At 64.7% G+C, this 12,469-nt stretch carries 12 protein-coding genes; 5 read left to right on the forward strand and 7 right to left on the reverse strand.

What is annotated here, in order from left to right; genetic code table 11:
• Nucleotides 1–11 precede the first annotated feature (11 nt).
• Entirely contained in the window at nucleotides 12–1,649 is a 1,638-nt protein-coding gene (locus BTO02_RS08345; RefSeq protein ID WP_442953440.1) for an efflux transporter outer membrane subunit, read from the reverse strand.
• 170 nt (nucleotides 1,650–1,819) lie between these two features.
• Between BTO02_RS08345 and BTO02_RS08350 the strand changes: the two genes are divergently transcribed.
• The gene (locus BTO02_RS08350; RefSeq protein ID WP_075156638.1) at nucleotides 1,820–2,758 is read left to right on the forward strand and encodes a LysR family transcriptional regulator; all 939 of its coding nucleotides are present in this window, start codon (nucleotides 1,820–1,822) and stop codon (nucleotides 2,756–2,758) included.
• A 201-nt stretch (nucleotides 2,759–2,959) separates the two neighbouring features.
• A complete protein-coding gene (locus BTO02_RS34735; protein ID WP_198039213.1) occupies nucleotides 2,960–3,133 on the forward strand; it encodes a hypothetical protein in 174 nt (57 codons plus the stop codon).
• Between the two features lie 15 nt (nucleotides 3,134–3,148).
• Here the strand turns inward: BTO02_RS34735 and BTO02_RS08360 are convergent, their stop codons facing one another.
• The 3 genes from BTO02_RS08360 to wrbA form a co-directional block, all read right to left on the reverse strand.
• Nucleotides 3,149–3,970, reverse strand: a complete 822-nt coding sequence (locus BTO02_RS08360; protein WP_075156640.1) for a metallophosphoesterase — start codon at nucleotides 3,968–3,970, stop codon at nucleotides 3,149–3,151.
• Nucleotides 3,971–4,105: 135 nt separating this feature from the next.
• On the reverse strand, nucleotides 4,106–4,513 hold the full coding sequence (locus BTO02_RS08365; RefSeq protein WP_075156641.1) for a DUF2069 domain-containing protein: 408 nt from the start codon (nucleotides 4,511–4,513) through the stop codon (nucleotides 4,106–4,108).
• 40 nt (nucleotides 4,514–4,553) lie between these two features.
• Entirely contained in the window at nucleotides 4,554–5,156 is a 603-nt protein-coding gene (wrbA, locus tag BTO02_RS08370) for an NAD(P)H:quinone oxidoreductase (protein ID WP_075156642.1), read from the reverse strand.
• Between the two features lie 108 nt (nucleotides 5,157–5,264).
• Between wrbA and BTO02_RS08375 the strand changes: the two genes are divergently transcribed.
• Nucleotides 5,265–6,623, forward strand: a complete 1,359-nt coding sequence (locus BTO02_RS08375; protein ID WP_198039214.1) for a YihY family inner membrane protein — start codon at nucleotides 5,265–5,267, stop codon at nucleotides 6,621–6,623.
• Between the two features lie 88 nt (nucleotides 6,624–6,711).
• On the opposite strand, the gene BTO02_RS08380 is transcribed toward BTO02_RS08375, so the two are convergent.
• The 3 genes from BTO02_RS08380 to BTO02_RS08390 all read right to left on the reverse strand — a co-directional run bounded on the left by BTO02_RS08380 (nucleotide 6,712) and on the right by BTO02_RS08390 (nucleotide 9,355).
• Nucleotides 6,712–7,038: an Mpo1-like protein gene (locus BTO02_RS08380; protein ID WP_075156643.1), complete on the reverse strand. Its 327-nt coding sequence runs from the start codon at nucleotides 7,036–7,038 to the stop codon at nucleotides 6,712–6,714.
• Between the two features lie 98 nt (nucleotides 7,039–7,136).
• Nucleotides 7,137–7,973 (reverse strand): alpha/beta fold hydrolase, encoded by an 837-nt coding sequence (locus tag BTO02_RS08385; RefSeq protein WP_075156644.1) that lies wholly within the window; start codon nucleotides 7,971–7,973, stop codon nucleotides 7,137–7,139.
• The gene (locus tag BTO02_RS08390; RefSeq protein WP_075156645.1) at nucleotides 7,970–9,355 is read right to left on the reverse strand and encodes an O-acetylhomoserine aminocarboxypropyltransferase; all 1,386 of its coding nucleotides are present in this window, start codon (nucleotides 9,353–9,355) and stop codon (nucleotides 7,970–7,972) included. The genes BTO02_RS08385 and BTO02_RS08390 overlap by 4 nt, the downstream gene beginning before the upstream one ends.
• A gap of 258 nt (nucleotides 9,356–9,613) precedes the next feature.
• Between BTO02_RS08390 and BTO02_RS08395 the strand changes: the two genes are divergently transcribed.
• Both BTO02_RS08395 and BTO02_RS08400 read left to right on the forward strand, forming a co-directional pair.
• On the forward strand, nucleotides 9,614–10,066 hold the full coding sequence (locus tag BTO02_RS08395; protein ID WP_075156646.1) for a CBS domain-containing protein: 453 nt from the start codon (nucleotides 9,614–9,616) through the stop codon (nucleotides 10,064–10,066).
• A gap of 399 nt (nucleotides 10,067–10,465) precedes the next feature.
• Nucleotides 10,466–12,403: an MFS transporter gene (locus BTO02_RS08400; protein WP_075156647.1), complete on the forward strand. Its 1,938-nt coding sequence runs from the start codon at nucleotides 10,466–10,468 to the stop codon at nucleotides 12,401–12,403.
• The last annotated feature ends 66 nt before the right edge of the window (nucleotides 12,404–12,469 follow it).

Here is a 12,469-nt window from a genome sequence, read left to right on the forward strand (position 1 = left end):
CGGCGCGGCGGTCAGGGCGCTTTCGCGTCCGTTTGATCGGGCGGCGCGGCGTCCTTCGCGCGCGCCGCCGCGGAATTTGCCGCGGAATTTGCCGCGGAACGTGCTCGGGTTGGCTTCGTCGCACCGGCGGCGTCGAGGGCGGCTGGCGCCGCAGCCGCGCGGCGCTTGTCCTTGTCACGTTCGCTCGCCGGCCAGGTCTCGGTTTCCGATGGTCCGTCGGCCGGCGCCGCGAGGCCGCCGCCGAGCGCGGCGACCAGCGTTGCGCGTGCGTTCAACCGGTCGGCCTCGACGCGCGCTACGCCTTCCTGCGCGTGCAGCTGTTGGGTTTGTGCGATCAGCACGTTCACATAGTCGGTCAGGCCGCGCCGGTAGCCTTCGCGCGAAAGCCGATAGTTTTTCGTCGCGATATCGACGGCACGCTGCGCTTCCTTCGCCTGTATTTCGAGCGAGCGGATCCGCACGACCTGATCGGAAATCTGCTTCAATGCGCTCACGATCGCCTGGTTGTACTGCTCGGCCGCGATGTCGTAGCCGGCCGATGCGGCGCCGAGCTGCGCGCGCAGACGCCCGCCGTCGAGAATCGGCAGCGATGCGGCCGGCCCGGCGGTCCACTGGCCGTTCTGCGCATGCAGAAACTGGAAGAGCGGCCCCATCGCGGCAAAGCCGCCGACCGACGCGAGCAGATCGATATTCGGATAAAAGTCCGCATGCGCGACGTCGATGCCGCGCGCCTGCGCCGCCACGGTCCAGCGCGCTGCGACGATATCGGGACGATGGCCGATCAGTTCCGCGGGCAGCGTCGACGGCAGGCCGGCGGGACCGTTCAGCGCGAGTTGCGGCCGCGTGATCGCGTCGCCCGCGCCCGGTCCCTTGCCGGCGAGCGCGGCAAGCTGGTTGCGGCCGAGCGCGATTTCCTCTTCGAGCGCATCGATGCGCCGTTCGGACTCGGGCAAGGGCGTTTCGGCCTGCGAGACTTCGAGCTGCGTGCCGAGGCCGCCCTTGAGCCGCCGGTTCGCAAGGTCCGCAACCTGTTGCTGTTGCGCGAGCGTGCTCTTTGCGATGTCGAGCAGCTCGTAGTTCATCGACATGTCGATATACGTGCGCACGACGTTCGCTTCGATTTCGAGTTGCGCGGCGCGTGCGTCGGCCGCGCTTGCATGCGCGAAGTCGAGCGCGGCTTCGGCGGCGTTCTTATCGCGGCCCCATATGTCGAGGTGATACGACAGACCCAGCACCCCGGTGTTGTTCCACGTGGTCTGGTCGGCGAGCGGGCCCGGGCCGTAATAGACGTTATCGGGCCAATGCTGCCGTTGGATGGACAGACTGCCGTTGACCTGTGGCGCGAGCGCGGCCGCATTGACCGCCGAGAGCGCCTGCGCGTTGCGCACGCGCGCCTGCGCAACGGCGAGCGTCGGATTGCCCGCCAGTGCCGCTTCTACCCAACTGTTCAGCTGAGGATCGCGGTAGGCGCGCCACCAGTCGGCGGCGGGCCATTGCGCATCGAGATCGGCGGCGCGAATCGCCGCGCCCGCATCGAGCGACATCGGGTCGTGGGCGTGCGCCTCGGGCGCCATGTTTCCAGGAGACGCGCAGCCGGCAATTGTTAGCGAGATCGCAAGAACCGCGAACGCGGCGATCCTATTTCTCACCGAAAACCGCACGATTTTCTCCCAAAATGACTATGAAACGCTGGTCGCCATTATATTTTTCATGCGATTACTGAATAACAGGCAAAGGTGTAACGCATCTTTACCGGATTTGCGATAATCGCCGTTACGGTATGTGCAACAATCGCCTCCAACGGTAGTCAAGGATCGACATGGATACGCTCCAGAACATGCGCGTCTTTTCCCGCGTCGTCGAGGCCGGCAGCTTCACCGCTGCCGCGCAGCATCTCAACACCACTACCGCGTATGCGTCGCGTGCTGTTTCGGACCTCGAAGCACATTTGCGCACGCGGCTGCTCAATCGCACCACGCGGCGAATCGCGCTCACGGAAGCCGGCGAGCGCTACCTGCAGCGGTGCGAGCAGATTCTCGCGTATGTGGATCAGGCCGAGGCGGAGGCGAGCGATGCGCATGCCCGTCCGTCAGGCAAGCTCAAGGTCCACGCGATGACGAGCTTTGGTCAGCACTACGTCGTGCCGGCGGTCGGCAAATACCAGGAGATCTATCCGGAAGTCCACGTCGAATTGACGCTCGCACAGCGTATGCCCGATCTGCTCGACGAAGGCTACGATGTCGCGCTCGTGCTCGCGCAGCACTTGCCCGATTCGGGACTCGTTTCGCAGCGCCTTGGCAGCGCATTCAGCATCACGTGCGCGTCGCCTGCGTATCTCGAACGCAACGGCATACCGCAAACGCCCGCGGATTTGCGTCACCACGTGTGCCTGCGTCTGCTCACGCCGATTTTCCCGACCGATGAATGGACCTTCGACGGTCCTAACGGACAGGAGACGGTTGCGCTCGGTTCGGCGTCATTCCAGGTGAACGTGGCGGAAGCGCAGGCGGTGGCCGTCCGCGAAGGCATGGGCATCGGGCTGTTGCCGATCTACTCGGCCATCGCCGGGTTGCGCAGCGGCGAGCTCGTGTGGGTCTTGCCCGAGTACACGTCGCAGGAAATGACGCTGTACGCGCTGTATGCGTCGCGCCAATACCTCGACGCGAAGATCCGCACATGGGTCGAGTATCTGCGCGACGGGTTGCCGGCGACGCTTGCCAACGATCACGCCGAATTGCGCAAGTTCGCCCGCACCTGATTCACGCCTCGTGCCTCGGGCATGCCGCGCTTTGGTACGACGTTACAGATGCCGTTGCATCGCAACACTTCCTTACTTCCCACGCGGACCGGTTTTGCTAACGTGGAGTCGACGCCGCTGCCGGCTCCCGCGGCGCCGCGGCGCCGCGGCGCAAGACGCCCTGCGCAACCCGTCCGCAACGAATGGCAAGAAGAGGAAAACATGGATACGCATCTGATGATCGGTGTCGCCGTTATTTTTGGGCTGATCGCGGTTGCCGCGTCGCGCGACCTGCTTCGACGCATGCGGCCGCAGCCGCGGCTCGTGCCGGCGAAAGCGTCATCGGCCGGCTCGTCGATGAAGCCTGCGCGCAGGGACGATGCGAGCAGTCTCTGATACACCTCTGCCCGCTCAGATTTCCACTACCTTCGTCCAGCTGAACTGCCCGTTTTCGAACCGGCGCGTGCGCATATCGAAGTAGCCGCGCGGATTGCAGACGACGCGCGTGCCGTGTTCGACGTAGTCGAAGGCGGTGTGCGTGTGGCCATGGACCCATAACGCGACGGGCTCGCGCACCAGTTCGCGCAGATCGTTGACGAAGCCCGCCGATACAAGGTCGTTCGCGTAGCGCGCCGCGAGGCTGCGCCGATGCGGCGCATGATGCGTGACGACAATGGTGTGGCCCGCGAACGGTTGCGCGAGTGCGTCGGTAAGCCATGCGCGTGCGCGCGCATGGAGCGCGAGCGAATCGGCGGGGGTGAACGGGCGAGGCCCGCTGCGGTTTCCTTCGGCGCTTCCCGCATCGCCCCACGCCACCTGGATGAGCCCGCGATAGTCGAGCATGGCGCGCTGCGCGGCCGCGATCGACGCGTCGCGTGTATCGGGCTGCGCGCCATACAGCTCGAAGTCGGTCCACAGCGTCGTGCCGAGCACACGCCAACGGCCGCCTGGATCGATCAGCGCGGCGTTATTGAGGAAGTGCACGTTGTCCACCGAATCTGCCGCGTCGTGCATGGCCGATTCGAGCGCACCGAACTCGCCGTCGTAGTACTCGTGATTGCCCGGCACATAGACGACCGGCACCGCGCCATCGAAGGTTTGCGCGGCCCAGCGCAGGCCTTGCGCGTGGTTGTGGATGTCGCCCGCAAGTACGACCAGATCGGCGTCGGCATGGGGAATCAGGTCGGGCTCGTCGTGCTCGAGATGCAGATCGGACAGCACGCGAATCTTCATCGCTACCTCCTATGCCGCAAGCGGGCGGCGTGTGTTCGTTCCATGCCGCGCGGCAGCGGCGTGGTCGTCGTCCGTGTAGCCTGGCACCTTCGCGAGCGGTGTTTCGCACGGCCCCCTTGGTTGCTTGCGCGTGCGCTACGCCGCTTTCTTCGCGCGCCGCGCGGCACGTTTGAACGGCGCGACGTAGACCAATGCACACGTGAAGAACAGTACCGCGAACAGCGCTTCGAGCCATGCCAGCGTCGCGCTCGGACCGCGATCGCTCATGCCGCGCACGATGCCTTCCATCAAATAGAGCAACACGAGCATCGACGCCCACTGCAACGTATAGAGACTGCGGCGCCAGACGCCGGGCAGCGCGAGCAACAGCGGCAACGCCTTCAACACGAGCGCCGAGCCGCCCGGACGCAACGGTGCGATGCGCCATTCCCAACCGACGCACAACGCGATCAGCAGCACGAGCGATGCGGCTGCGCCGTAAGCGGCCCACGCCGGTGCGCGTGGCGCCGAGGTCGGTGGGGCAGGCGGGTGTCGTGTATTCATCGGTACGGTGCGCTTCGGTGTTGCCTCGTCGCGAGGCGGCCTACGGACGGTCGGTCATCGACGCGGCGGTGCGTGCGATGCGTGCGCCGAGTGCGATCGCGAGCGCTTTCTCGTCGGCGGAAATGCCGTGCGCCGCGGAATCGGCGCGTGCGTGGTGGGAAGCGCCGTATGGCGAGCCGCCCGTTTGCGTCGTGTTCAGCAGGCTTTCGGTGTAGGGGATGCCGACGATCAGCATGCCGTGGTGCAGCAGCGGCAGCATCATCGATAGCAGGGTGGTTTCCTGTCCGCCGTGCAGGCTGCCCGTCGACGTGAACACGCATGCGGGCTTGCCGGCGAGCGCACCCGATAACCATTGCGGCGTCGTGCCGTCGAGAAAGTATTTGAGCGGCGCGGCCATATTGCCAAAGCGCGTCGGCGAGCCGAGCGCAAGGCCCGCGCATTCCTCGAGGTCGCGCAGCTCGGCATACGGCGGCCCTTCGCTGGGGATGTCGGGTGCCGTTGCCTCGCAAACGGTCGAAACCGCCGGGACGGTGCGCACACGCGCCTGCATGCCGGGCACGCTATCGATGCCTTGCGCGATTGCGAGCGCGAGTTCGCGCGTCGCGCCGTGCCGGCTGTAGTAAAGAACGAGAATGTCTTTCATAAGCCTGTTCCAGGTGAACGGGTATTATAGGGGCTGGGTCCAGCGCTCATGCCACGCACTCGCGTCATATTCGGGTCGTCGCTCGGCACGACGGCGTTCGGAGAGATCATGAAGTGGAAGGAGCTCGGTTTGCTGTCGCGCGTGTTGCCTCTCTTGTCCCGTCTGCGTGTCGACTTCGATACGATCAAACGCCTCGCGCAATTCGCCGCGCAGCGCAGCGGCGAAGACCGTATTCCTCAGGTGGCCGGCAGCCTTACCTTCACCACGATGCTTTCGCTCGTGCCGCTTGCGACGGTTGCGTTCGCGCTCTTCACCGCGTTTCCGATTTTCGCGTCGTTCCAGACTTCGCTGCAGAGCTTTCTTGCCGATCACCTGATGCCGGCGCAGTTCAATAACCAGATCTTCAAGTATCTGAACCAGTTCGCATCGAAGGCGAAAGGCCTGACGACGATCGGCATGATCGTGCTGCTCGTCACGTCGGTGATGACGATGATGACGGTCGAATCCGCGTTCAACGTGATCTGGCGCGTGCGCAAGGCGCGGCCGTTCGCGCAGCGCGTGCTCGTCTACTGGGCGATCCTGACCCTCGGGCCGCTGCTGATCGGCGTCAGTCTTTCGATTTCGTCGTATCTGTTCACGCGGTCGATGGCGTACACGGCCACGCAGCACATTCCGTCGCTGATCGAATGGGCGCTGACAGGCGCTGCGTTGCCGCTGACGGTGCTCGCATTCACGCTGATGTACATGTATCTGCCGAACTGCCGCGTTGAATGGCGCGACGCGGCGGTGGGCGGCTTGTGCGCGGCGATCGCATTCGAGTTGGCCAAGCGCGGCTTCGGCTTCTATATTCGCCGCATACCGAGCTATACGGCCGTGTACGGCGCATTCGCGGTGGTGCCGCTGTTCCTGCTATGGATGTACCTGAGCTGGTTCATCACGCTGGCTGGGGCAATGATCGCGTCGGCATTGCCTGCGATTCGCATCGGGCAGTTTCACCGGCCTTATTTCGCCGGCGGCGATCTGCTCTATGCGCTCGAACTGCTCGCGACCCTGAGCGCTGCGCGCGACACCGGCTCGCGCGGCTATACGGTGGCCGAACTCGCGCGCCTGCTTCGCCGCGACATGGACACGACCGTGCGCCTGCTGCAGCAACTCGAGACGATCGGCTGGATCGTGCCGCTCGACGAGAACGGCTTGCAGCCGCATCACGTGCTGCTCGCGAATCCGAATCAGATCACCGTGCGGCAGCTCTACGACCTGTTCGTGATCGATCGCGATGAGCTTGCGTATCAGGCCAATCTCGATTCGACGCATGTTCACGGTGCGATGCTGCTGGCCGCGCTCGAGAACGACAAGCTCGATGTCACGCTCGCTGAGCTGGTCGCGGCACGCGCGGACGAACGCTCAACACAGTTGGCCGACGGAGCTGCTCGCGCGGCCTCGGCGATGTCTCAGAGGGTTGCATGAGCGGGTTGCATGAGCGGGTTGCCTGAGCAGGTTGCCTGAGCAGGTTGCATGAGCGGGCTACACGAGCGGGCTGCACGAGCGGCCGCGCTTACAACGAAATCTTCCCTGTGCAGATGTCTCTGAACATCACCCAGTCGCCCATCAGGCTGTAGATCGGATGGCGGAATGTGGCGGGCCGGTTCTTTTCGAAGAAGAAATGCCCGGCCCATGCAAACCCATATCCACATATGACCGCCGCCGGCAGCCACATCCAGTCGGCCGACGCGAGCGCCATTGCGAGGCAGCCGATCACGCCGAGCGAGCCGAGAAAGTGCAGACGCCGCGACGTGAGATTGCGATGCTCTTCAAGGTAATACGGATAGAACTCGGCGAAGCTCGCGAAGTGCGGTTCGTGTTGCGTGGAATGCGGGTCCATCGTCAGCTCCCGTGCGTTGCCGCTTGCAGGATGGATTCATTTTGCTGCGTTCCATTTGCGCGTGCAACCTGGCCATTCGGCCAATGGTGCGCAACCGCTCAGGCGGGTACGCTGGCAGGTGACGTCAAGGCGAACGTAAAAAGTGCATCGAGCGTCGCGTCGGGCTGTTCGGCCATCAGCGCGTGTCCGGCGTCGAGCGTGACGATGTCGAACGGCACCTGCGATTGGCGCAACGCATCGGCCAGTGCACGCGTTGCGCGCGGCGGCGTCATCAGGTCGCGTTTGCCCACAATCATCCGTACCGGGCAGCGCACGCGAGCGGCGCGATCGAGGCCGTCGGCATAGGCGTTGCACGCGCTGAAGTCGGTATGAAAAAGACGAGGTTCGCCGGTCGCCGCAACGCGCTCCATCAGGCGCTGGTTCATGCCGTGCAGCCAGAAGCCCGGCGCGGGGCATGACGGCTTGGCGGAGATCGTCGAATGCGACCATTGGTTGACCATGTCGATCGCTTCGGTTTCGCGCTCGCGCGCCGCGGCGAGCAGCGTATCGGAAACGGTCATCGGAGCGGCGGTGGCGAGAAGCGCAAGATGCGTCGCGCGTGCCGCGTAACGCGCCGCGAAGTCGAGCGCGACGAGCGAGCCCATGCTGTGTCCCGCGACAAACGCGCGTGCGATGCCGGTTGCGTCGAGCAGTGCCGCGAGCCAGTCGGCGAGTTCGCCGATGCTGGCGAGCGCCGGGCCCGCGCTACGGCAGTGCCCGGGCAGGTCGAGTGCGAGCACGCCAAAGCCGTGATGCGCGAAGTAGCGCGTTTGCAGCGCCCAGACGCTGTGGTCGTGTTCCGCGCCGTGGATAAAAACAGCCGTCGGCAGCGCGGGATCGAAGGGTTTGCCGCCTGTGTACGCGTAGGCCGCTTTGCCGTTCACATCGACGATCATGGGCATTCCTTGCGCGTGGTACCGGGTTGCGCAGCGGAGGACGTCGAGGCGGTGGCCTGCTGCGGCTGGCGTTCCTTTGTGCCGACGCCCGCGCCGGCGGCCTTTTGTACCGCTTTCAGGGCCCGTTTGAGATCGTCGATCAGGTCGTCCGGGTCTTCGAGGCCGACCGACAGGCGCACCGTGCCCTCGGCGATGCCGGCGGCCGCGAGCGCGGCGGTGTCCATTCGAAAGTGTGTCGTGGAGGCGGGGTGAATCACGAGCGAGCGCGCATCGCCGACGTTCGCGAGATGCGAAAACAGCGTGAGCGCCTCGATGAACCGGCGACCGGCCGCGCGGTCGCCTCGCAGGTTGAAGCTGAACACGGCGCCGGCGCCGCGCGGAAGCAGACGCTTCGCGAGCGCATGATCCGGATGCGATGGCAACTCGGGGTAGGCGACCGATTCGACAGCCGGATGCGCGGCGAGAAAGTCGACCACCTTGCGCGTGTTCGCGACGTGGCGCTCCATGCGCAGCGGCAAGGTTTCGATGCCCTGCAGCAATTGCCAGGCGGCTTGCGGATGCAGGCATGCGCCGAAATCGCGCAGCCCCTCGCGCCGCGCGCGCAGCAGGAACGGCGCGACGGTGCTTTCTTCGGCGAACACCATGCCGTGAAAGCCCGCATACGGCTCGGTGAACTCGGGAAAGCGGCCCGATGCGGCGAAATCGAAGGTGCCGCCGTCCACGAGCACGCCGCCGATCGTCGTGCCGTGGCCGCCGAGGAATTTGGTCGCCGAGTGGTAGACGAAGTCGGCGCCGTGCTCGAACGGCTTGATCAGATACGGCGTCGTGAACGTCGAATCGACGAGCAGCGGGATGCGCTGCGTACCCGCGATTTGCGCAAGCGCCGCGATATCGAGCACCTCGAGCCCCGGGTTGCCGAGCGTCTCGCCGAACAGCAGCCGGGTAGCCGGCCGCATGGCCGCGCGCCAGCCATCGAGGTCGCCGGGCCTGACGAAGGTCGTTTCGATGCCGAAGCGCGGCAGCGTGTAGCTGAGCAGATTGTGCGACCCGCCGTACAGCGCGCTCGACGCGACGATATGCGACCCCGCGCCCATCAGCGTCGCGATGGCAAGGTGCAGGGCGGCCTGTCCGCTCGCGGTACCGATCGCCCCCGCGCCGTTCTCGAGCGCCGCGACGCGTTCCTCGAATACGGCAACGGTCGGGTTCGAGATCCGCGAGTACACGTGGCCCGCGCGCTCCATGTTGAAGAGCGCGGCCGCATGGTCGGTATCGCGAAACGTGAATGACGTGGTCTGATAGATCGGTGTCGCCCGCGCGCCGGTGGCGGGATCCGGGGCCGCGCCGGCATGCAGCGCGAGCGTATCGAAACGGTTGGCTGGCATTGGAACGGCAGGGCGTGAAGCCGCGCGGAGGTGGGAGTGTGATCATCGTATCACCGGCCTGGATTGGCCTGGTCGGGCAGGACAGGCATGGGTTCGCCGCCTGGGTCCATCGCTTGCCGGAACGGCCTGTGGCTGGACAGCTCACGCTCAGCTCACCCTTGCCGCGCCGTTCTTCGCTGCTTTCCTTTTAAGGGTCTTTCCGATAGCATCAAAAATAATGCCATCCAAGCCTATCCGCGCATCATCAGGAGACGAATCATGCGAGTCAGCGACATCCTCAAAGTAAAGGGAAACACCTTGTTCACGGTGACTCCCGACACCCCCCTCACCGACGCGATCGATACGATGGCCGGACACGATATCGGCTCGCTCGTCGTGATGGAGTACGGCGATCTGGTCGGCATGCTGACCTTCCGCGAAATCATCCTCACGCTGTCGCGCAACGGCGGCAGCGTCGGCACCACGACGATCCGCAAGATCATGGACGACCATCCGCTCACCTGCACCCCGGAAACGGACGTCAACGAGGTGCGGCGCATGATGCTCGAGCATCACGTGCGCTATCTGCCGGTCATGGAAAGCCGCGCGCTGATGGGCGTGATCTCGTTCTACGACGTCGCGAAGGCAGTCGTCGAAGAGCAGGGTTTCGAGAACCGTATGCTGAAGGCCTATATCCGCGACTGGCCGGAAGAGCGGGAACCGGCACAGTAAGCGTCGGGCCGGCCACGCCACCTGTCGCCAGCTTTTAGCCGGTTTCACGTTACTGCCCCGGCGCTTTGGTGTAGGGTACGGGTTATCCCGATGTTGCCGCGCCATGCTGCCGCAATGTGGTGCTGCGACTGTGCTGATACAGGGTGGCTGACGATGCATCGGAGCGCGCGCGAAAGCGTGCGCTTTTTTGTGTCTGCTCGCTACAGCTGGTTTGCTGTGCCCGTCTGCTGCGTCCGTCTGCTTGTTGGCCTGCTGCGCTCGTTCTCCGTGCTTGCCGCGGCGCCTGCCGACTGTGTCGACGCCACGCACTCTGTCATAACCCGCTGGCAGTCTGGTAGGGCGTTGTCTACCTTACATTGTGCCTTCCGGCTTCCACCGATACTCCGCATTTCGCATCCGATGAGCGATCGACCGCTATCCGCCGCCCGCCGTGCCGTCCGCGAAGGTCACGCGCACGAATCGCAGTTCCGTCTGCTGCGCGAGCGGCGTTTTGCGCCGTTCTTCTGGACGCAGTTCCTCGGCGCGATGAACGACAATGTGTTCAAGATCGGCTTTACGTCGCTCGTCACCTATCAGGCAGCGCGTTTTTCAGGCGTCAATGCCGATACGGCCGCGTTCCTGATCTCCGCAATCTTTATCCTGCCGTTCGTGCTGTTTTCCGCGACCTCCGGCCAGATCGCCGACAAGTACGACAAGGCGATGCTGACGCGTTTCGTCAAGACTTTCGAGATCGGCGTGATGCTCGTGGGCGGCGCGGGCTTCTGGTTGCATGGCGCGCCGCTGCTGTACCTGTGCACATTCATGATGGGCGTGCATTCGACGCTATTCGGTCCGGTCAAGTATGCGTATCTGCCGCAGCATCTGGAGAAGCCGGAACTCGTCGGCGGCAACGGGCTCGTCGAAATGGGCACCTTCGTCGCGATTCTGCTCGGCACGATCGTCGGCGGCGCAGCGGCGGGACTTGCCGCGCACAGCGAAGCGATTCTCGCGGGCGGCTGTCTTGCGATCGCGGTGGCCGGACGCATCGTATCGGGCTTCGTGCCCGCATCGCAGCCCGCGCAACCGGGTCTCGAGATCAACTGGAATCCCGTTAGCGAAACGTGGCGCAATCTGAAGCTCGCACGCGAACACCGGACGGTGTTTTTGAGCCTGCTCGGCATTTCGTGGCTGTGGTTCGTCGGGGCGACGTTTCTGTCATCGTTTTTCCGTTTCGCGAAAGATGTGCTTTCCGCGAACCCCGACGTGGTGACCGTGCTGCTCGCGACGTTCTCGGTCGGCATCGGCATCGGTTCGCTGATGTGCGAGCGGCTGTCCAAGCGCCGCATCGAGGTCGGGCTCGTGCCGCTCGGTTCGATCGGCATGAGCGTGTTCGCGATCGACCTGTTTTTTGCGAGCCACACGCTGCCGCGCGCGCCGCATCTGTTGTCGGTCGCCGAGTTTCTCGCGATGCCGGTGCACTGGCGCGTGCTCGCCGATCTGTTCCTGCTCGCGATGTTCGGCGGCTTCTATAGCGTGCCGCTCTATGCGCTGATTCAGGCGCGCAGCGTGCCGAGCCATCGCGCGCGCATCATCGCGGCGAACAACATTCTGAACTCGCTGTTCATGATCGTGTCGGCGCTGATGGCCGTTGCACTGACGTCGGCGGGCGTCGGCATTCCGGGGCTTTTCCTCGTCACAGCGCTGCTTAACGTCGTTGTCGCGATCTATATCTATTCGCTCGTGCCCGAGTTCTTGCTGCGCTTCGTCGCGTGGCTGCTCGTGCATACGTTTTACCGGATCCGCCTCGTGAATGCGGAGCGTATTCCCGAAGACGGCGCCGCAGTGCTGGTCTGCAATCACGTCAGCTATGTCGACGCGATCGTGATCATGGCCGAAAGCCCGCGGCCGATCCGCTTCGTGATGGATCACCGGATTTTTCGCACGCCGTTCGTCGGCTGGCTGTTCCGGCACGCGAAGGCGATTCCGATTGCGCCCGCGCAAGAAGACGCCGCGTTACTCGAGCGCGCTTACGACGCGTGCGCGCAGGCGCTGAAAGACGGCGACCTCGTCTGCATTTTTCCCGAGGGCAAGCTCACGCGAACCGGCGATATCAATCCGTTCCGCCGCGGCGTGACGGAGATCCTGCGCCGTACGCCGGCGCCGGTCCTGCCGATGGCGCTGCGCGGGTTGTGGGGCAGCGTGTTTTCACGCGGCAGCGATTCGCAATGGCCGCGCCCGGTGCACAAGGGCGTGATGAGCCGGCTCACGCTTGCAGTCGGCGAGCCGCTCGACCCCGGGCATGTCACGCCCGAAAGATTGCAGCAGATCGTTGCGGACCTGCGAGGCGCGCGCAAGTAGCGAGACCAACAAGCAGGGCGAAGAAGCGGATCGCAAGGGGCGGGCGTCGACGCGGCCTGACGGCCG

Origin of the sequence: Paraburkholderia sp. SOS3, from assembly GCF_001922345.1 — a bacterium.
Classification (GTDB): Bacteria; Pseudomonadota; Gammaproteobacteria; order Burkholderiales; family Burkholderiaceae; genus Paraburkholderia.